The following is a 20,464-nucleotide window of genomic DNA, read 5'->3' as shown; positions in this document are numbered from 1 at the left end:
TGTTTCTGCAACATTTCAGGCCTGGGCCGGAAAGCCGTAGAGTCGCTCCGGATTGTCGACCAGGATGCGCCGCCGCAGCACCGCGTCGCCTTCGAGCCACGCGTCGAGCAGATCGAGCAGCGCGCCTGGATCCGGCGGCGGCGCCACGTTGAGCAGCGGCCAGTCGGTGCCCCAGACGAGCCGGCCCGGGTTGGCGTGCGTCATCGCCTCGTGGAAGGGCCGGACATCTGCATAGCCGGTCTCTGGCGCGCGACTGTTGCGGAAGACCATCAGCTTCACCCAGACCCGCCCCTCGCGCAGCAGCGCCAGCAGGCGCTGGAACCGGGGATCGTCGACCGTCCGGTCCGACGGCCCGACCCGCGCCAGATGATCCAGCACCAGCGGCACGTCCAACGCCAGCAGGTCGTCGATCCAATCCATCAGCAGGTCGAACGGCGCGAACAACTGCGCGTGCAGGCCCACGGCGCGCATCCGGGGGGCGATGGCGCGCAGCGTGTCGAAGCCGCTGGCGCCGGCGAGGCGCTTGCCGCTATCCTTGCCGATGATCTCGGTGAAGCGCAGCCCGCGGATGCCGCCCGCCCGAAGCGCCGCAAGCCGCGCTTCGTCGAAGCTCTCGTCCGCGACGCCGACGCCGCGCCGCGCCACGGGATCACGGGCGACGGCCTCCAGCGTGCAGCGATTGTCGGAGCCATAGGCCGAGGCCTGAATGATCACGGCGCGGTCGAAGCCCAGCCGGGCGAGCGCCGCTGCGTGCATGTCGGCGGTCGCCAGCGGGGGCGTATAGGTGCGTCCCTCCGGCAGCGGGAAGAGGTCGAACGGGCCGAAAACATGGGCGTGAGTGTCGCACGCGCCCGCCGGCAAGGCTTTGCGCGGCGGCGTGATTGACAGCGACCGGGAATCCGTCATCTAATTCTCCGCGAAAGCGGTCGCGATCGCCGAGGGGCGCGCGGCGAAGCTGTCCTGGAATTTGGCGAGGGCCGGTCTGCCGTCGCGCCAGCCGCGCTCGGCGAACCGGAAATCGAGATAGGCGAGCATCACCCCCACGGTGAGATCGCCAATATCGAAGCCGGCGCCACAGGCTCCCCCGGCCGCCTGTTCCTCAAGCCGATCAAGCGAGGCATCGAGCCGGCCCGCGAAAGTCGCGAGCAGAGTTGCCGAGCGGCACGCCTCCGCGCGCCGCAACTCGGCACGCCACAGCAGCAACTGGTCCATCAGACCATCGGCCAGCGCCTGACGCCCCAAGGCCCGCCACCGCGCGGGGCCGGGCACGGGGAAGAGACTTCCGCCGCCGAGATGATCGAGATATTCGCAGATCACCGGGGAATCAGCGATCGCCGTGCCATCGTCGGCGATCAACGTCGGCAGCTTGGCGATCGGATTGGCCCGATGCAGCTCGACGCACGGAACGGGACTCGGGATCGGCAACGGGATGAGCGCGACACGATCATGCAGGCCGGTTTCATGCGCCACCATCACAACCTTGCGCACGAACGGAGAGCGCGACGACCAGAAAAGCTTCATCGCCCAAGCCCCCGGGTTCCCACGCCGAACATTCCGCTTGTCGCGCACTGGCCATATGCGTATTCCATTATCGATAGTTCCATTCAACTAGTCATTTGGTTTAAACAGATTCGGCGCCTCTGTCCAGATCGCGTATGCCTGCGGGCGGACCGAAAGCGGGAACAAACAGGAAGAAGGATGTCATGGCGAATTCGTCCGTCAAGGTAAGGCCGCTCCTGGCCGACGCGCCGCTTTCGGCCTTCCAGATCGCGGTGGTCGCGCTGTGCGTGCTGATCAACATCTGCGATGGCCTCGACACCACGGCCACCGCCTATGCGGCGCCCGCGATCCTGAAGGACTGGCGTCTCGCGCCCCAAACCATGGGCCTGATCCTGAGCGCCGGGGCGGCGGGGCTGATGCTCGGCGCGATCCTGATCGCGCCACTCGCAGACCGCTTCGGCCGGCGCCCGATCGTGCTCGCGGCGGCCACCACCAGCGCGGTGGCGATGATCGCCATCTCGGCCAGCACCAACTGGGAGACACTGCTCCTGTTCCGCTTCCTGGCGGGGCTGGCGATCGGCGCGCTGGTGCCGTCGCTGAGCGTGATCGTCGTCGAATTTTCCAACGAGACGCGCGGCAATTTCTTCCTCGCCTGCGTCCATATCGGATTCGCAATCGGGGCGATGATCGGCGCGGCGATCGGCGCGGCGCTGCTCGGCGCCCATGGCTGGCGCAGCATCTATCTCGTCGCCGGCCTGATCACCGGCGCGGTCGCGGTCGCTGCCTTCGTCCTGCTGCCGGAATCGCTGCATTTCCTGCTGAACCGCCAGCCGGCCAACGCCCTCGCCCGCGCCAACGCCATCCTGCGACGCCTGAAGCAGCCGGAGCTCGCCGCGCTGCCGCCGGTGCCGGAGCGGCCGAGCCGCTCGCCGCTCGCCATCGGCGCGATCCTGTCCGGACCGCTGCGCTCGGCAACGCTGTTCCTCTGGCTGGCGTCGTTCATGCGCTATTTCGTCAGCTATTTCCTGACCAGTTGGAAGCCGCAGGTGCTGGTGCTCGCCGGCTTCAAGGGACAGGCGGCGGTGGCGGTCGGCATGGCGACCAGCTTCGCCGCGATCCTTGGCGTGCTCGCCATCGGCACCCTGGCGGCGCGGCTGGGCTCGCGCCGCGCCACGGCGGGCGCGCTGCTGCTCTGCGCTGTTGGGCTGATGGGGTTCGCCTGGGTCAGCTCGCCGGTGACGCTCATCCTGTTCGCGATGCTCAGCATGTTCTCGATCGAGGCCGCCTTCACCGGCATGCTCATCACCAGCAACCGGCTCTACCCGGACCATGCGCGCAGCACCGGCGTCGGCCTCGCGGTGGGCATGGGCCGGGTCGGCGCGATCGCAGGCCCTTATGCCGGCGGCGTCCTGATCGGCCTTGGCCTCGACAAGTCCGCTTATTATCCCCTCTACGCGGTGGCCGCCCTGATCGGCGCGGGCGCGATCCTGCTGGCCCGCGCGCGGGGGCAGGAGACCGCGGATGACCGCGTGGCCCGGCAGTTGAGCGGCGCCCGCTGACATGTCCGATCACGCCGACAGCATCGCGCGCTTCCTGCGCCCCCGCTCCATCGCGATCATCGGCCTCGCGCCGCCCGACGCCGGCACGCCCCAGACCCATTGGGAAATCATGGGAATGCGCGTGCTCGCCAATCTGCGGCGCTTCGGCTTCGATCCGGCCGCGCTCCATTTCGTCAGCCGCTCCCAGTCCATCGACGGCCACCCCGCCCATGCGACGATCCTCGACCTGCCGGAGGGGATCGACATCGCCCTCCTCACGATGGATGCGGCCATGGTTCCGGCGGCGATCAGCGAATGCGGCGCGCGCGGCATCCGCGCCGCGATCGTCTACGCCTCGGGCTTCGCGGAGGAAGGCGAGGCCGGCAAGCAGCGCCAGCGCGACCTCGCCGACGCCGCCGCCCGCGCCGGCGTGGCGGTGCTGGGGCCAGGCACCGTGGGGCTGAGCAACTTCGCCGACGGCCTCTCCCTGTCGTTCGGCAACCATAAGCCGGTGCCGCTGGAAGGACGGCGCGCGGTGGGGCTGATCACCCAGACCGGCGGCGTCAGCGGACAGACGCGGCTCGCGCTGGAAGCGCTGGGCACGCCGGTCTCCTATTCGATCTGCACGGGCAACGAGGCGGTGCTCTGCGCCGCGGACTTCCTCGATTTCATGATCGATGACGCGGCGACGGACGTGATCCTCGTCTTCGCCGAGCAAGTCCGGAAGCCGGAGACCTTCTTCGCCGCGATCCGCCGCGCGCGTGGCAAAGGCAAGCATGTCGTCCTGCTGCATCCGGGCCGCTCGCCTCGCGCGCGTCAGGCGGCCGCCTTCAACAGCGGCGCCGAGACCGGCGACCACGCCGCGACCATAGCGGCAGCGCTGGACGCGGGCTGCGTCGTGACCGAAACGCTGGAAGAATTCTGGGACGCGGGCGAGTTGCTGCTGCGCTTCGGCGACCTGCCGCGCGGCGGGGCCGTCCTGCTCACCGATGGCGGCGTCAAGGGCATCCTCGCCGATATCTGCGAGAGCGAGGCGTTGCCGCTCGCTTCCCTGTCGCCGGAGACGACGCAGGGCCTGCGCGAAGCCGCGCGCCACGCGGTCCCGGAGGGCAATCCGGTCGATCTGTCGGGCGCGGGCCTCACCGACTGGCAGGTCTATGGCCGCGCCGCAAGCGTGCTGCTCGACGATCCGGCGGTGGGCAGCCTGCTGATCGCGATCATGCCCGGGCCGCCGGATATCGGCCTTCGCAACGCGCGCGCCACCCTTCCCGCGCTCGCGGGCACGGCCAAGCCGGTGGTCTATACGCTGATGGGCGGGAGCAGCCCGCTCGCCGCCGAACTGGCCGAGGAGATGCTGGCGGCGGGCATCCCCTTCCGCCGGTCGCCGGAGCGCGCGATCCGCACGCTCGCGCGCCTGACGCGGCAGGCACTGGCGGATTGAGCGCCGAGGCGATTCATCTGCTGATCGCGGCGGAGACGCCCCCGCCCGCCGCTGGCGAGACGGCGTTGACAGGCCGGGCGCGGGTCGGCGGCGGGAGAGGCGAGGGCGCGCCAGTCACGCGCATGCTGCTCTCCCCCCATCCGATCGCCGCGCCCCCCGTCGAAGGCGAGATACGGTGGAGTGGCGCGCGCGTCGCCCGTGTCGGCCTTGTCGAGATTGCGAACGCCACGGCGCTCCTCTGCAACTTCCTCGAAGTCGCGGACGAGGCGGAGGAGGAATTCAACGCCTGGTACGACACCGAGCATCTGCCGCGCCTGGGCGCGCTGCCGGGCGTGAGCGGGATCGCGCGCTATCGGTCCGACGCGTCGCCGCGCTATCTGGCGCTATTCACGCTCGCCGGATCCGACATTCCGGCCGGCGAGGCTTGGCGCACCGCCGCCCGAACACCCTGGACGGCGCGGATCAAGCGCTTCACCCGCGGCTATCACAGCTTCCTCTTCACGCCCGCCTCGCTGTAACAATCAATATTATGGCTTATAGGTTTATAGATTGACACGCTAATCCCCTTGATTATCCTGCACGAAAAGCAGGAAAGCGGGGAATATAATGAATCGCATAATTCGGATCATTATCTTAACCGGCGCCGGTGCGCCCCTGCTTGCCGCGACGGTGGCAGGTGTCCACCCCGGCGCCGTCGACGATGCCCGGATGATCGCCGCCGCCTCCGAACCGGCGAATTGGCTGGTCAATGGCGGCACCTTCAACGGCGACCATTATTCGAAGCTCGATCAGATCAACGTCAACACGGTCAAGGACCTGAAGCCCGCCTGGAGCTTCGACTTCGACACGGTCCGGGGGCAGCAATCCGAGCCGCTGGTGGTCGACGGGGTGATGTATGTCTCCACGTCGTGGAGCAAGGTCTACGCGCTCGACGCGGCCACCGGGCGACAGATATGGTTCTTCGATCCGATGGTGCCGGGCGACACGGGGGTGAAGGTCTGCTGCGACACGGTCAATCGCGGCGTCGCAGTCTACAAGGGCAAGGTTTATGTCGGCACGCTCGACGGGCGGCTGATCGCGATCAGCGCGCGCACCGGCACCCAGCTTTGGAGCACCCGGACGGTCGATCCGAAGAGCGCGCTCACGATCACCGGCGCGCCGCGCGTGATCCATGACAAGGTCATCATCGGCAACGCCGGCGCCGATTTCGGGGTGCGGGGCTATGTCTCGGCCTATGACGCGGCCACGGGCAAGTTGGTGTGGCGCTTCTACACCGTGCCCGGCGATCCCGCGAAGGGGCCGGACCACGCCGCATCGGACGAGATCATGGAGAAGCTGGTGCGCCCGACCTGGTCCGGCGACTATGCCAAATATGGCGGCGGCGGCACGGCCTGGCACGCGATCTCGTACGATCCGGAACTGAACCAGCTCTACATCGGCACCGGCAACGGCTCGCCCTGGAATCCGAAATACCGCACCGCCGGCAAGGGCGACAATCTGTTCCTCTGCTCGGTGATCGCGCTCGACCCCGACACCGGCAAATATATCTGGCACTATCAGGAGAATCCGCAGGAGGCCTGGGATTATAATTCCTCCCAGCCGATGATCCTGGGAAACCTGACCATCGACGGCAAGATCCGCAAGGTGTTGATGCATGCGCCGAAGAACGGGTTTTTCTATGTGCTGGACCGCACCAACGGGAAGGTGATCTCGGCCAAGCCCTATGTCCCGGTGACTTGGGCATCGGGCATCGACACGGTGACCGGCCGCCCGATCGAGACACCCAATTCCCGCTATACCGATGGACCGTTCCACCTGCGGCCCAACAGCTCCGGCGCGCATAACTGGCATGCCATGGCCTACAGCCCAAAGACCGGCCTCGTCTATCTCAACGCTTTTGAAAACAGCGCGGAGGTACGTGACGATCCCAATTTCAAGACCTATACGCGCGGCCCCTTCAACACCGGCCTGCTGAGCAAGCTCAAGGGCGGCCCGACCCATCTGCTCGCCTGGAATCCGGTGACCCAGACCGAGGCGTGGCGCGTGCCGGCGGACCGCGCGGGCGTGCTGGCGACGGCGGGCGGATTGGTGTTCCAGGGCCAGGGCGCCGTGACCGGCCGCTTCACCGCTTTCCGCGCCGATAATGGACGGGAGGTCTGGAACTACAAGATGCCCAACGGCGTCCAGGCGGGGCCCATCGCCTACAGCGTCCGCGGCGTGCAATATGTCGCGATAGCTACTGGTAACGGCGCCAGCCCCGCGGCCGGCGACGCCGACGAACGCGAACGCCAGCCGGGCCGGATGGTCGCCTTCCGCCTGAACGGCACGGCCAAGCTTCCCGCCGAACCCGGCGCGCCGCCGCCGCCCAATCCAACCGCGGACCCATTCACCGACAAGCAGATCGCCCAAGGCGGAACGAATTACGGCAGGTACTGTTCGCGCTGCCACGGCCCGGCAGCGATATCCTCGAACGTCATTCCCGATCTGCGCCGCTCAGCTTTCCTCTCCGACCGGCAATCCTGGCGCGCTGTGGTGATCGACGGCGCGCTGGAGGGCAACGGCATGGTGGGCTGGAAGCAGCATCTCGACGAGGCGGAGGCAGAGGAAATCCGGGGCTATGTGTCCGCTCAGGCGGTCGCGCTGAAAAAGCGTGGATCAGGTGCCGCAACATCAAGGCCGCCGGAATCCGCTTCCCCTGAGCAATAGGCAAGAAGTAGCGGTATCCGTCTCTCGTGACGCACGCTTCCTGTTAGGTGTTTAGTGCCGGCATTTCCTTGATACATGTTGGAACACCGAATTCGTGCCTCTCGACCGCACCATTTCTTCCGACCGGAACAGGCCTTCGCCGTTGGGCGCCCCGGCATTTCCCTCTTTGTTCCCTGTCGGACGTGCATTGAAAGCACCTGCGCCAACACCAATCTTGTCGCGGATCATGGCCCCAAAAAGGTCCGAAACACCATTTTCCCCTTGCCCCGGCGGCGTTCCCATGCACAAAGCTTGCCAATTGCCGCGCGGGGTCATGGGTTGGACCCGCGACAAGCATTCGGCAGCAAGGATGACGTGATGGACGACGTGATGATGCAGGACCGGACAGCGCCGGCATCGCCCCTTCCCCCGCAGGAAGTGGGAGAAGGCCTGTCCGTCATCTCCATCGCCAAAAGCTATGACAAGCGGGTCGTTCTGGCCGACGTGTCGCTGACCGTCGGCAAGGGCGAGGTGGTCGGCCTGCTCGGCCCCAACGGCGCGGGCAAGACGACCTGTTTCTATTCGGTGATGGGGCTGGTGCGGCCCGACCATGGCCGCATCGTGCTGGACGGGCAGGACATTACCGGCCTGCCCATGTACCGGCGGTCGATATTGGGGTTGGGCTATCTGCCGCAGGAAACCTCCATCTTCCGGGGCCTGACCGTGGCGCAGAATATCGGCGCGGTGCTGGAACTGGCGGAACCGGACAAGGCGGCGCGGCAAGCGCGGCTGGAGCAGTTGCTGGAGGAATTCGGCCTGACCCGGCTGCGCGATTCCTCCGCCATGGCGCTGTCGGGCGGCGAGCGGCGGCGGTGCGAGATCGCCCGCGCCCTGGCGGCCAATCCGTCGATCGTGCTGCTGGACGAGCCGTTCGCGGGCATCGATCCGCTGTCCATCGCGGATATTCGCGATCTGGTGAAGCAGTTGAAGACGCGGGGCATCGGCGTCCTCATCACCGACCATAATGTCCGCGAGACGCTGGAGATCGTGGACCGCGCCTGCATCATCTATGACGGCAAGGTGCTGTTCGCGGGCAGCCCGACGGAGCTGGTCGCCAATGCCGACGTGCGGCGGCTCTATCTGGGCGAGAATTTCTCGCTCTGACATGGGCGGCGGGCGGGCCTTTCCTGACGGCGGCGGCGGGAAGGACTGATGACGCTCGCGCCCCGTCTCGACCTGCGGCAGAGCCAGTCGCTGGTGATGACGCCGCAGTTGCAGCAGGCGATCAAGCTGCTGGCGCTGTCCAATCTGGAGATCGAGGCGTTCGTCGCGGGCGAACTGGAAAAGAATCCGCTGCTGGAGGCGGGCGGGACGGATGATTTCGCGCCGCCCGCCGACGGGGTGGACCGGGCGGCGGAGCAGCATGACCTGCGCGCCGAAACGGGCGATGCGGACCAGTTGATCGGCCAGGGACTGGGCGCTGCCGATTCCCCGCTGGACGTCGATTATGGCGCGGAGACCTTCATCGACGATGGGCCGGGCGACCGGATGGCGGGCGCCATCGGCTCCGGCGGCGGGATGGACATGCTGTCGGGCGGCAGCGGCGAGGCGCCGGACTTCGACAGCTTCGCCAATCCGGAACAGGGGCTTCAGGAACATCTGATGGATCAGGCGCGCAGCGCGCTGTCGGGCATGGACCTGATGATCGCCGCGCAACTGATCGGGCAGATCGACGAGGCCGGTTATCTGGAGGCCAATCTGCTGGAGACCGCCCATGGCATGGGCGTGCCGCTTTACAGGATCGAGCAGGTGTTGGGCGTGATCCACGGTTTCGACCCGACCGGGGTGGGGGCGCGGTCGCTGTCGGAATGCCTAGCCTTGCAGGCGAAGGAGGCGGATCGTTACGACCCCTGCATGGCGAAGCTGCTGGCCAATCTGGACCTGCTCGCCAGGGGGGCGCTGCCGCAGTTGCGCCGGATCTGCGGCGTGGACGAGGAGGATATGGCGGACATGATCCGCGAATTGCGCGGTTACGATCCCAAGCCCGGCCTGCGCTTTTCCTCCGAGAGCGCCGCGCCGGTGACGCCCGACCTGTTCGTGCGGCCGACGCGGGAGGGTTGGGCGATCGAGGTCAACAGCGCCACCCTGCCCCGCGTGCTGATCAACCGGACCTATTATGTCGAACTCGCCTCCGGGCCGCAGGACAGGACGTCCAAGGCGTGGCTGGCCGATTGCCTGGCGAGCGCCAACTGGCTGGTGAAGGCGCTGGACCAGCGGCAGAAGACCATCGTCAAGGTCGCGAGCGAGATCGTCCGCCAGCAGGAGGATTTCTTCCGCAAGGGGGTGGAGCATCTGAAGCCGCTGACGCTGAAGGCCGTGGCCGACGCGATCCAGATGCATGAATCGACCGTAAGCCGGGTGACGTCGAACAAATATCTGTCCTGCCCGCGTGGGCTGTATGAACTCAAATATTTCTTCACCAGCGGCGTGGCGGCGGCGGGCGGCGAGGGCGCGGTGTCGGCCGAGGCGGTCAAGAGCCACATCAAGGCGCTGATCGCGGCGGAGACGGCCGACGCCATATTGTCGGACGACACGCTGGTCGACCTGCTGCGCGCCAAGGGCATGGACATCGCCCGCCGCACCGTCGCCAAATATCGCGAGGCGATGGGGATCGGATCGTCGGTGCAGCGGCGGCGGCAGAAGGCCTTGCGGGGGCAGGCGGCTTAGCGGGGGGGTGCTGTTTTCTCCTTCGTCATGCTGAACTTGTTTCAGCATCCATTGTGCCTCCATGCGCCTTGGTCGCGTGGCGAGGAATGGATGCTGAAACAAGTTCAGCATGACGGGTGGTGGGGAGGGGACGGAAATCCGTTCATATGCTTGACGCCGCAGGGATGAGCGGCGACATCGGGCATCTCTTCTCCCCCAAGGATTTCATTCCCGCCCCATGTCCATCGCCTATCTGAACGGCCGCTTCGTCCCGCTGGAACAAGCCCAGGTCTCCGTGCTGGATCGGGGTTTCCTGTTCGCGGACGGCATTTATGAGGTCGCGGCGGTGATCGACGGCAGGCTGGTCGACAGCGCGTCCCATCTCGCCCGGCTGGAGCGGTCGACAGGGGCCATCGGCATCGCCCTGCCCCTCTCCCTCGCGGAGGTCGAGGCGGCGCAGAAGGAACTGGTGGCGCGCAACGGGCTGACCGAGGGGCTGGTCTATCTTCAGATCACGCGGGGGGCCGACGCGACGCGGGATTTCCTGCCCTCGCCCGGCATCGCGCCGACCCTGGTGATGTTCGTGCAGGCCAAGCCTTTCCTGGACGTGCCCGCCGCGCGCAACGGGATCGCAGTCGCGACCATGCCCGACCTGCGCTGGGCGCGGCGCGACATCAAGAGCGTCGGCCTGCTCGCCCAGGCCATGGCCAAGCGCGCCGCCGCCGAAGCGGGCGCGCAGGAGGCGTGGATGGTGGAGGACGGCTTCGTCACCGAAGGCGCGTCGTCCACCGCCTTCATCGTGACGGACGAGGGGATCGTCACCCGGCCCTACAGCCAGGCGGTGCTGGCGGGCTGCACCGGCGCGGCGCTGAACGCGCTGGCGGAGGAAAGCGGCATCGCCGTCATCCGCCGTCCCTTCGCCGTCGCGGAAGCATTGGCGGCCAGGGAAGCCTTCATCGCCAGCGCCTCCACCCTCTGCCAGTCGGTGGTGAGGATCGACGGCCAGGCCATCGGCGACGGCAAGCCCGGCCCGGTCGCCATGCGGCTGCGCGCCCTCTATATCGACTTTGCCCGCCGCACGGCGGTTTGAGCAAAAGACGCGCAAAAGCTGATCCATATCGGATGAAAAGCGGAATCCTCGCCATTCCCGCCATTTCGGCAGAGATCGAGGCTCCATTTCGGTGTCCGTTATGGGGATGTCGGCAAGAGCGCCCTTCGCAACAGGCGCGACGGGCGGGATGCCCTGCATAAACCTCCATATCGGAGAATAGCCTGGCTGCGTAACGACGGCGTTGCGATAAGCTGCGGCAAACGGGAAGGGAGATTTCGGCGTGGGTTCGGATCATGATGAGATCGGTTTCGGTGCATCCCTGGATCAGCCCTTCGGCGCGCGGGACGACCGGCCGGGGCTGCTGATCCTGGCGGACGACGTCTATCTGGACGACGCCGCGCTGCTGAGCCGGGCGGCGGACCTTCGCCTGCTGGGCACGGTGCCGCTGGACCAGGCGTCGACCCGGCTGGACGTGCAGATCGGCTGCGACATCATCCTGTGCTTCTGCCCGACGCCCGGTCCGATGATCGAGCGGTTGCTGGTGCAGATCGAGACATTGGCGCTGCAGAACGACATGCCGGTGATATTGGTGGCCGACCTGGAGACCGTCGACCTTGCCTATGCCTGCCTGCGCAGCGAGCGGACGCAATTGCTTTGCCGGCCGGGGCATACCGACCTTGCGGCCGCCCTTCTGGCCGCCGCGCGGCAGACGCCGTCCCGATCGCTGCATGAAGCGAACCGCGACAATGAGGGACTGAGGCTCCAGCAATTGAGCGACGAGGTGAGCCGCCTTGCCCGCACGCTGGAGGCGCTGACGCTGCGTCCCCGCCACGCCACCCCCTCCTTCGACCTCGGCCCGCGCATATCGGACGAGCCGAGCGATTATATCGGCATGCCCGCGCTGGAACCCATCGGCAGCGCGGACAAGCCTGCCGACGCCGCGACCCTGGAGTCGGCGCAGGTGCGCGACCTGCTGCGGGCGCGGCGGCTGCGCGACGATTTCCTGCCCGCCGACCTGTTCGCGGACCCCGCCTGGGACATGCTGCTGGACCTGCTGGCCGCCCGGCTGGAGCATGAGCGCGTGTCCGTCTCCAGCCTGTGCATCGCATCCGCCGTGCCGCCGACCACCGCGCTGCGCTGGATCAGAACGCTGACCGAAAAGGGTTTCGTCGACCGGCAGGCCGACCCGCATGACGGGCGCCGCGTCTTCATTGCGCTGGCCGATCACGCGGCGGAGGCGCTGACCCGCTGGTTCATCGCGAGCCGCCGTTTCCTGTGCGCCTGACGACCCTGCGCGCATCGCCGCTTGACCGGCAGCCCGATTGCCGTAGATAGGCGCCCACCGGACGCCTGGACATCGGGACAGGCATCGGGCGATTAGCTCAGTTGGTAGAGCGTCTCGTTTACACCGAGAATGTCGGCGGTTCGAGCCCGTCATCGCCCACCATGTCCTGCCCCTGGAGAAATCTGTTCCCGCGGCGGCGCGAATGGCGTAAGGTTCCGGCAACGGAACGCTTTTGTGAGGCACTCGCATCATGGCTCTCACGCTTCTTCTTGCCGGGACGGTGGCGCCCTTTCTGCTGATGTTTTCGCCGGTTTCGCTGGCGACGGCCCGCGATTGCCTGGATTGGGAGGCGCCGGCCAAGGCGGTCGACCTGGGCGTGGAGAAGCCCTGTCCGAAAAAGAAGCCGCCGCTGCTGCTGATGTAAGGCCCCTTCTCCACGGATATTGCAGCGCAACGCCGGCGCTGCTAATCCATGACGCCATGATCCAACCGCCTGAAATCATCCGAGTCACCAAGCCCCGCGTTTCCTGCGACGGTTCGGGGGAGATTCCCGCCGCGCTAGGCCATCCGCGCGTCTTCCTTGAGATCGATGAGCATGGCTATGTCGACTGCGGCTATTGCGACCGCCGCTTCGTGCTGGCCGGCAGCGTTGCGGACACGCCGGAAATCGCGGGCCTGCCGGATATTCCCTCGGGCGCCAGCCTTTAATCCTGAAGTGACGTGCTCCTGCGAAGGCAGGAGTCCAGTCCCGCCGCTGGAGCTGGGCTCCTGCCTTCGCAGGAGCACGTCGCACTTCGACCTCTGTCGCGAGCGCCAACAAATCGGTTGGGCTTGCCGCCCGCCGCTCCTATATCGGACGGCATGACCGAAGCTGCTCCCCAGTTCACCGATGCCCGCGGCCTGCTCTATCGGCCCGAACTGCTCGATCCCGACGGCGCGCGCCGCCTGACCGCCGAGGCGCTGAAAGGCTGCGACGATGGCGAGCTTTACCTGCAATATCGGGCGAGCGAGAGTTTCGGCTTCGATGACGGGCGGCTGAAGACCGCCGATTATTCGACCGATGCGGGCTTCGGCCTGCGCGGCGTGTCGGGAGAGATGACCGGCTTCGCCCACGCAAACGACATCAGCGAAGCCGCGATCCGCCGCGCCGCCGAGACGCTGACCTTGCTCGATCCGGCGAAGGGCCAGCCCGCGCCGCCGCCGCAGCGCACCAACCGCCATCTCTATACCGACGTCAATCCGCTGGAGATCGTGCCCTTTGCCGAGAAGGTGACACTCTGCGCCGCCATCGACGCCGCCGCCCGCGCCCGCGATCCCCGCGTCGCGCAGGTGTCGGTGAGCCTGGCGGGAAGCTGGTCGGTGGTGGAGATCGTGCGCGCCGACGGCTTCACCGCGACCGACATCCGGCCGCTGGTGCGGCTCAACGTCTCCGTCATATTGGAGGAGAATGGCCGCCGCGAGACGGGCGTGTTCGGGATCGGCGGTCGCTATCTCTATGACGAGGTGATGGACTCGGGCGTATGGAACCGGGCGATTGACGAGGCGCTGGCGCAGGCGCGGGTCAATCTGCGCTCCGTGGCCGCGCCTGCGGGCGAGATGACTGCGCTGCTGGGGCCGGGCTGGCCGGGCGTGCTGGTGCATGAAGCCATCGGGCATGGGCTGGAGGGCGACTTCAACCGCAAGGGCACCAGCGCCTTTTCCGGGCGCGTCGGCCAGCGGGTCGCGGCGCCGGGCGTCACCGTGGTGGACGACGGTTCGATCATGAGCCGGCGCGGCTCGCTCTCCATCGATGACGAGGGCACGCCGACGAAGGAAAATGTGCTGATCGAGGACGGCATCCTCAAGGGCTATATGCAGGACCGGCTGAACGCCCGGCTGATGGGCGTGGAGCCGACCGGCAACGGCCGCCGCGAAAGCTATGCCCATGCGCCGATGCCGCGCATGACCAATACCTTCATCAAGGGCGGGCAGGACGATCCCGAAGAATTGCTGAGCCGGATGAAGTCGGGCATTTTCGCCAAGAGCTTCGGCGGCGGGCAGGTGGACATCGTGTCGGGCAAGTTCGTCTTTTCCTGCACTGAGGCCTACAAGGTCGAGAACGGCAAGCTGGGCGAGCCGATCAAGGGCGCGACGCTGATCGGCGACGGGCCGACGGCGCTGACCAAGGTGGTCGGCATCGGCCATGACTGGGCGCTGGACGAAGGCATCGGCATGTGCGGCAAGGGCGGGCAGAGCGTGCCCGCTGGCGTGGGCCAGCCGACGCTGCTGATGGAGGGCCTTACGGTCGGCGGCACGGCGACCTGAGGCGCAGGCGCCATGGACGGAGGAACCCCAAGCGCCCTCCGTCTTTATTTCCATGATGAACATGCTGACCGACAGCCATGACGCCGTGACCGCCGACTGGGCGGCGGCCCTGCTGGATTTCTGGTTCAACCAGGTCGGCGAGCAGGGATGGTGGAGCCACGATCCGGCGCTCGACCGGACGTGCCAGGCGCGATTCCGCGCCCTGTGGGAAGAAAAGCGCCATCTGCCCGCCGAGGAATTTCTGGAGCGGGCCGACGACGCGCTGGCGGCGGTCCTGCTGTTCGACCAGTTGCCGCGCAACATGTTTCGGGGATCGGCCGCGGCTTTCTCCACCGATGCGCTGGCCCGCGACGTCGCGCGAGGGGCAGTGGCCCATGGCTATGACATCCAGATCGGTGGCGCCGGGCGGCTGTTCTTCTACATGCCCTTCCAGCATAGCGAGGCGCTGGACGATCAGAAATTGTCGGTCAGCCTGTTCGAAGGCGCGGGCGACGCGAAGTCCCTGGCGTTCGCTCGGGAGCATTATGCGGTGATAGAGCGGTTCGGCCGCTTTCCTCATCGCAACGCCGCGCTGGGCCGCGCAAATGCGCCGGGAGAAGAAGAGGCGGCGGAGGAAGGTGGGGGTTGGTGAGGCTTGCCCCATCCGCTTCCGTCATGCTGAACTTGTTTCAGCATCCATCGTGCCCCACAAGCCAAGGCTCAATCCGGAGAAATGGATGCTGAAACAAGTTCAGCATGACGGCTGGGGAGATGGCTTCGTTACCATGCGGAGTCTCGGTGGCGGCTGAGGGAGGGTCGTTCTTTCCGTAGCGGCCGTGCCTAATTTTTGAGCATTGCCCCGGCGCTGCCCATTTTTTCAGCGCCCCGCTTCAGCGCGTCATGGGAAAACCCCGCATTAACCGGCCTTTTACGAATTGGCACGGCTTTTGCTGAGTATGTCGCCGCACACCAGTAACAGGGGGCGACATGAAACTTGTCATGGCTATCATCAAGCCGTTCAAGCTTGACGATGTCCGCGAGGCACTTTCCTCGCTCGGCATCGCCGGCATGACGGTGAGCGAAGTGAAGGGCTTTGGCCGCCAGAAGGGGCAGACCGAAATCTATCGCGGCGCTGAATATTCGACGAACATGGTTCCGAAGATCAAGATCGAGGTGGTCTGCGACGACGATCTCGCGCCCCGCGTGATCGAGGCCGTTCAGGCGGCCGCGAATTCGGGCGCCATCGGCGATGGCAAGATCTTCGTTCTCGATGTCGAGCAGGCGGTGCGCATCCGTACCGGCGAAACCGGCGAAACCGCACTGTAAGAAGGGGGAATTAATGTCCTTTTCCAAGAAGCTTTGCGGCGTGATGGGGGCGGTCGGCCTGTCCCTGCTCGCAGCCGCACCGGCGCTGGCCGCGCCGATCAAGGCGCCAGACGCCGCCGCCATGGCCGGCATGGTCAACAAGGGCGACGTCGCCTGGATGCTGGTTTCCGCCGCATTGGTGCTGATGATGTCGGTTCCGGGCCTGGCCCTGTTCTACGGCGGCCTGGTCCGCACCAAGAACATGCTGAGCATCCTGATGCAGGTGTTCATGATCGTTTCCGTCGCGGGCCTGGTCTGGTGCTGCTGGGGCTATTCGATCGCCTTCACCAGCGGCGGCGACAACCACTTCTTCGGCGGGCTTTCCAAGGCCTTCCTGATGGGGGTCGACGGCACGACCTATGGCGCGACGTTCAGCAACAACGTCTATCTGCCCGAATTCGTGTTCGTGGTCTTCCAGATGACCTTCGCCATGATCACCCCGGCGCTGATCGTCGGCGCCTTCGCGGAGCGCGTGAAATTCTCTTCGCTGATCGTGTTCGTCGTGCTGTGGCTGACCTTCATCTACTTCCCGATGGCGCACATGGTCTGGTATTGGGCCGGCCCGGACTTCCTGGTTGACGCTCCGACCGACTACGGCCTGCTCTGGGGCTGGGGCGCGCTCGACTTCGCGGGCGGCACCGTGGTGCACATCAACGCCGGTATCGCCGGTCTGGTGGGCGCGATCATGGTCGGCAAGCGCGTCGGCTTCCCCAAGGAACCCATGCCGCCGCACTCGCTGACCATGACCATGATCGGCGCCAGCCTGCTGTGGGTCGGCTGGTTCGGCTTCAACGCCGGGTCCAACCTGGAAGCCAATGCCGTCACCGGCGTCGCCTTCATCAACACCATGGTCGCCACCTGCGCGGCGGCGGTGAGCTGGTCGCTGGTCGAGCAGGTCCACCATGGCAAGGCTTCGCTGCTGGGCGCCGTCACCGGCGCGGTGGCGGGGCTGGTCGCGATCACCCCGGCCGCGGGCTTCGCGGCGCCGATGACCTCCATCGCGCTCGGCTTCATCGTCTCGCCGATCTGCTACATCTTCGTGGCGTTCGTGAAGGGCAAGGTCGGCTATGACGACAGCCTGGACGTGTTCGGCGTGCACTGCATCGGCGGCATCGTCGGCGCCATCAGCACCGGCATCGTCGCGGCTCCCTCGCTGGGCGGCCAGGGCGTGTTCGACTACACCGTCTTCCCGGCGGCTTTCCATCCGGAAGCCTACAGCATCCCGGGCCAGGTCTGGATCCAGGTCAAGGCGGTGGTCTTCACCCTGCTCTTCTCCGGCATCGGCAGCGCGATCCTCTACTTCATCATCGACAAGACGATGGGTCTGCGTCCGAGCAAGGAAGCCGAAATGGAAGGTCTCGACCTCTCCAGCCACGGCGAGCGCGCCTACAACTACTGAGATTGGCAGGGCGGGCCGATCAACGGCCCGCCCGCCTCACCTTGTTCCTCCTGCGAACATGCCTCGGGACCGATACGCAAGTATCGGTCCCTTTTTTTGCCTGTCAGCTTAGGGGGCGGGTCCACAGGGAGGCCGGACGCGCCTGCGCGGCGGGCCAGCGGCGGGCGCGGCCCGGCACCTGGAGGCCGGCGCGGAGAACCCAGCCCAGCTTGTCGCCCTTCGGCGTGACGACGCGGCGGTCCCAGGCGTGCTCGCCCCGGCGGGCGACTTCGCGGGCGATGCCGCCATAGATGCCCGCCGCCGCCAGCACCGCCCAGGCGGATCGGGGCGGCAGGGCGCCGGTGCCGTGGCGGGCGCTTTCCTCATAGCCGGCGGCCCTGTCGGCCAGGCGGCGGGCGAGGATGGCGAGGCGCGGGCGGACCCAGGGCTTCATATGCTCGCCGGGGGGCACGTCCATTTCGACCAGCCATTCCTCCGGCAGGTAGCAGCGGCCGGCGGCCTCATCCTCGCTGATGTCGCGGGCGATATTGGCGAGCTGGAAGGCGAGGCCGAGGTCGCAGGCGCGGTCGAGCGTGGCTTCATCGCCGGGGTCGACGCCCATCAGGATCGCCATCATGCAGCCGACCGCGCCCGCGACATGATAGCAATAGCGCAGCATGTCCGCCTCGCTGCGGGGCCGCCATTCGCGGGCGTCGAGGGCGAAGCCTTCGATCAGGTCATGGGCGTAGCGCTCCGGAATCGCGCATTCCCGCATGACGAGGCCGAAGCCGTCGAAGGCCGGGTCGCCGGTGGGTTCGCCCTGGAGCGCTGCATCGGTGAGGACGCGGATGGTGGAAAGCCGCGCCTGGCCGTCCGCGACGCCGCGCATCGTGCCGCCATGGTCCTGGCCGTCCGCTATGTCGTCGCATTTGCGGCACCAGGCGTAGAGCAGCCATGCGCGTTCGCGGGTTGGGCGGTCGAAAAGTTTGGACGCAAGCGCGAAGGATTTGGAGCCGCGGGCGATGTTCTCGCGGGCCTGGGCGATGAGGGTTAGGCGGTCTGGAAATTCTGAGGGCATTATCAGGACATGCCGTGTGTGGTGGCGAAAGTCACCTGACCTCGGCTTGTTTCGAGCGAAGTCGAGAGACGGCGGACGGCGTGGGTGGGAAGCGGACGTTCCCCCTCCCGCAAGCGGGAGGGGGTTAGGGGGTGGGCTGGCGCAACATCCGCGTTGTTTTGCAACGGGCCAAGCCAGAAGCTCCCCCGGATCAAGTCCGGGGTCGCGCCCACCCCTAACCCCTCCCGTTTACGGGAGGGGAATGTCTTGGGATGGCCAATAGCCGACGTTAATTCCTCCCTACGCGAAGCGTGGGGAGGGGGACCGCTCGCGAAGCGAGTGGTGGAGGGGGAAATACGCAGGTCGTGCCCCATTCCCCTCCACCACGCTTCGCGCGGTCCCCCTCCCCATCTTTCGATGGGGAGGAATGGGGTAGGTCCGCTCCCCACCCAAATCGATCAGTCAGGCGAAAGAGGGGGGCAAGCTTGGCGCTAAAGGGGCGAGGATAAATTACCCGCACCCCGGCGCTTCCGAATCCTCATAGAATCTCTGCACCGCCTCCCACGCATCCTCGGCGGTCTCCACCCAGGTCAGCAGGTTGAGGTCGGACGGAGAGATTACGCCTTCGTCCGCCAGCGCCTCGAAATCCACCACCCGCGTCCAGAATTCCCGCCCGAACAGCAGCACCGGGATCGGCTTCATCTTGCCGGTCTGGATCAGCGTCAGCAGTTCGAACATCTCGTCGAACGTGCCGAACCCGCCCGGAAACACCGCCAGCGCCCGCGCGCGCAGCAGGAAATGCATCTTGCGCAGCGCGAAATAGTGGAACTGGAAGCTCAGTTCCGGCGTGACGAAGCGGTTGGGCGATTGTTCATGCGGCAGGACGATGTTCATGCCGATGGTGGTCTGGCCGACATCCGCCGCGCCGCGATTGGCCGCCTCCATGATCGATGGGCCGCCGCCCGAACAGACGACGAAATGGCGGCATCCCGCCTCATTCACCGGATATTGCGCTGAAATCCGCGCCAGCTTGCGCGCTTCCTCATAATAGCGCGCCTTCCTGCCCAGATTTTCGGCGATGCGCTTCTGTTCCGGCGTGGTCGCGGCGTCGATCCGCGCCTGCACCTGCTCCGGTTCGGGAATCCGCGCCGAACCGTAGAAGACGAAGGTGGACTCGATCTTCGCCTCGTCCATCAGCAATTGGGGTTTCAGCAGTTCCAACTGGAACCGCACCGGCCGCAGATCCTCCCGCAGCAGGAATTCCGTGTCCTGGAAGGCCAGTCGGTAGGCGGCGCTGCTGGTCTGGGGGGTTTCCGTCCTCAGCCGGGCGTCGGCTGCTTCCTGGCTGGCGGGGCGGAATTTGCGTTCTTCGATTTCTTTTCTAGTCATTTCCGGAAAGGTAGGACGCCCGCGTGACAAAGCCAAGGCGTCTAGCGGCAAAATCCCCCAAAGTATTTGTTGGCGCTCAGCGGCAAAAGCCGCCGCGGCCGCCCATGTCGAAATGGAAATGGTCGTGATGCGCGGCGTTGTAATCGGGGCTGAGCACGGTGCGGAACCGCTTGCAGGCGCTGGCGTGGATGATCTCCAGAAACTGCCGGACCCGCCGGTCGCCGTTCCAGTCGTTCTGGATGCTGATGCGCCGCCCGTCGCTCAGCACGAAGGCGGACACGTCGACCGCATTGCTGTGCGCATGTTCGGACAATTTGCCGCTGCCCGCGATGGGCCGGCAATTATAGGTGCCGAAGGTTTCGATCCGCTCGACCTCTGCCCCCAGGATCAGCCGGGCGGCGGGCTGCACGCCATAGCGCGCCCAGGCCGCGAAATTGGCGGCCAGGCCGCATGTCATCGCGCCCAGATTGGTCGCGGGCACGCCGATGTCGATCAGCTTGACGCTGCCCGTCGCGCTGCATCCGCCGCCGAAATTCTGGTCGGGCAGGGGGGTGAAGAGGACCGACTGGGACGTCAGCTTCGCCATGCACTGGCGAAGTTCCATCGGCGGCGGCGCGGCGGGGCGGGCGGTCCGGACCGGCTTGGCGGGTCGCTCCACGCGCCCGCGCGGCACCAGGTCGCCGCCGCAGCCCGCCAGCACGGCCGCCGTCAGGGCCGCAAGACCCGTGCCGCGAAGGATCGCATTCCCCCAAACCCGCTCGATCATGACGGCATGATTTACCACGT

General features: G+C 66.7%; 19 protein-coding genes and 1 tRNA gene. 15 read left to right on the top strand and 5 right to left on the bottom strand.

Going from position 1 to position 20,464, the window contains the following annotated elements:
* Nucleotides 1-15: 15 nt before the first annotated feature.
* Nucleotides 16-906, bottom strand: a complete 891-nt coding sequence (locus tag Sj15T_RS14815; protein WP_013038845.1) for an amidohydrolase family protein — start codon at nt 904-906, stop codon at nt 16-18.
* Nucleotides 907-1,521 carry a glutathione S-transferase N-terminal domain-containing protein gene (locus tag Sj15T_RS14810; RefSeq protein ID WP_013038844.1) on the bottom strand — a complete coding sequence of 205 codons (615 nt, stop codon included), beginning with the start codon at nt 1,519-1,521 and terminating at the stop codon, nt 907-909.
* A 182-nt stretch (nt 1,522-1,703) separates the two neighbouring features.
* Between Sj15T_RS14810 and Sj15T_RS14805 the strand changes: the two genes are divergently transcribed.
* From Sj15T_RS14805 to Sj15T_RS14735, 15 genes are all read left to right on the top strand, one after another.
* Nucleotides 1,704-3,059 (top strand): MFS transporter, encoded by a 1,356-nt coding sequence (locus Sj15T_RS14805; RefSeq protein WP_013038843.1) that lies wholly within the window; start codon nt 1,704-1,706, stop codon nt 3,057-3,059.
* A gap of 1 nt (nt 3,060) precedes the next feature.
* On the top strand, nt 3,061-4,479 hold the full coding sequence (locus Sj15T_RS14800; protein ID WP_013038842.1) for a CoA-binding protein: 1,419 nt from the start codon (nt 3,061-3,063) through the stop codon (nt 4,477-4,479).
* On the top strand, nt 4,476-4,997 hold the full coding sequence (locus Sj15T_RS14795; protein ID WP_013038841.1) for a DUF4286 family protein: 522 nt from the start codon (nt 4,476-4,478) through the stop codon (nt 4,995-4,997). The genes Sj15T_RS14800 and Sj15T_RS14795 overlap by 4 nt, the downstream gene beginning before the upstream one ends.
* Nucleotides 4,998-5,085: 88 nt before the next feature.
* The gene (locus Sj15T_RS14790) at nt 5,086-7,185 is read left to right on the top strand and encodes a PQQ-dependent dehydrogenase, methanol/ethanol family (protein ID WP_013038840.1); all 2,100 of its coding nucleotides are present in this window, start codon (nt 5,086-5,088) and stop codon (nt 7,183-7,185) included.
* Nucleotides 7,186-7,542: 357 nt separating this feature from the next.
* Nucleotides 7,543-8,328, top strand: coding sequence for an LPS export ABC transporter ATP-binding protein (lptB, locus tag Sj15T_RS14785; RefSeq protein WP_007686845.1), 786 nt, complete (start codon nt 7,543-7,545; stop codon nt 8,326-8,328).
* Between the two features lie 48 nt (nt 8,329-8,376).
* Complete coding sequence (gene rpoN / locus Sj15T_RS14780) at nt 8,377-9,891, top strand: RNA polymerase factor sigma-54 (RefSeq protein ID WP_013038837.1); 1,515 nt, start codon at nt 8,377-8,379, stop codon at nt 9,889-9,891.
* Between the two features lie 217 nt (nt 9,892-10,108).
* Complete coding sequence (locus tag Sj15T_RS14775) at nt 10,109-10,960, top strand: D-amino-acid transaminase (RefSeq protein ID WP_013038836.1); 852 nt, start codon at nt 10,109-10,111, stop codon at nt 10,958-10,960.
* Nucleotides 10,961-11,201: 241 nt separating this feature from the next.
* Nucleotides 11,202-12,206: a MarR family transcriptional regulator gene (locus tag Sj15T_RS14770; protein ID WP_013038835.1), complete on the top strand. Its 1,005-nt coding sequence runs from the start codon at nt 11,202-11,204 to the stop codon at nt 12,204-12,206.
* Nucleotides 12,207-12,292: 86 nt separating this feature from the next.
* Nucleotides 12,293-12,368, top strand: a tRNA-Val gene (locus Sj15T_RS14765).
* An 88-nt stretch (nt 12,369-12,456) separates the two neighbouring features.
* Nucleotides 12,457-12,630, top strand: a complete 174-nt coding sequence (locus Sj15T_RS14760; protein WP_007686852.1) for a hypothetical protein — start codon at nt 12,457-12,459, stop codon at nt 12,628-12,630.
* 56 nt (nt 12,631-12,686) lie between these two features.
* Nucleotides 12,687-12,914, top strand: coding sequence for a zinc-finger domain-containing protein (locus Sj15T_RS14755; RefSeq protein ID WP_013038834.1), 228 nt, complete (start codon nt 12,687-12,689; stop codon nt 12,912-12,914).
* Nucleotides 12,915-13,067: 153 nt separating this feature from the next.
* Nucleotides 13,068-14,510 carry a metalloprotease TldD gene (tldD, locus tag Sj15T_RS14750; protein WP_013038833.1) on the top strand — a complete coding sequence of 481 codons (1,443 nt, stop codon included), beginning with the start codon at nt 13,068-13,070 and terminating at the stop codon, nt 14,508-14,510.
* Between the two features lie 55 nt (nt 14,511-14,565).
* On the top strand, nt 14,566-15,141 hold the full coding sequence (locus Sj15T_RS14745) for a DUF924 family protein (RefSeq protein ID WP_041386189.1): 576 nt from the start codon (nt 14,566-14,568) through the stop codon (nt 15,139-15,141).
* 335 nt (nt 15,142-15,476) lie between these two features.
* A complete protein-coding gene (locus tag Sj15T_RS14740) occupies nt 15,477-15,815 on the top strand; it encodes a P-II family nitrogen regulator (RefSeq protein ID WP_007686860.1) in 339 nt (112 codons plus the stop codon).
* Nucleotides 15,816-15,828: 13 nt separating this feature from the next.
* On the top strand, nt 15,829-17,253 hold the full coding sequence (locus Sj15T_RS14735; protein ID WP_013038831.1) for an ammonium transporter: 1,425 nt from the start codon (nt 15,829-15,831) through the stop codon (nt 17,251-17,253).
* 103 nt (nt 17,254-17,356) lie between these two features.
* On the opposite strand, the gene Sj15T_RS14730 is transcribed toward Sj15T_RS14735, so the two are convergent.
* The 3 genes from Sj15T_RS14730 to Sj15T_RS14720 form a co-directional block, all read right to left on the bottom strand.
* A complete protein-coding gene (locus Sj15T_RS14730) occupies nt 17,357-18,310 on the bottom strand; it encodes a phytoene/squalene synthase family protein (protein WP_013038830.1) in 954 nt (317 codons plus the stop codon).
* A gap of 489 nt (nt 18,311-18,799) precedes the next feature.
* The gene (locus Sj15T_RS14725; protein ID WP_007685472.1) at nt 18,800-19,678 is read right to left on the bottom strand and encodes an LOG family protein; all 879 of its coding nucleotides are present in this window, start codon (nt 19,676-19,678) and stop codon (nt 18,800-18,802) included.
* Nucleotides 19,679-19,754: 76 nt separating this feature from the next.
* A complete protein-coding gene (locus Sj15T_RS14720) occupies nt 19,755-20,444 on the bottom strand; it encodes an extensin family protein (RefSeq protein ID WP_013038828.1) in 690 nt (229 codons plus the stop codon).
* Nucleotides 20,445-20,464 lie beyond the last annotated feature (20 nt).

Origin of the sequence: Sphingobium sp. TA15 (assembly GCF_037101235.1) — a bacterium.
In the GTDB taxonomy this organism is placed as follows: Bacteria; Pseudomonadota; Alphaproteobacteria; order Sphingomonadales; family Sphingomonadaceae; genus Sphingobium; species Sphingobium indicum.
This window is presented reverse-complemented; position numbering and strand designations above follow the sequence as displayed.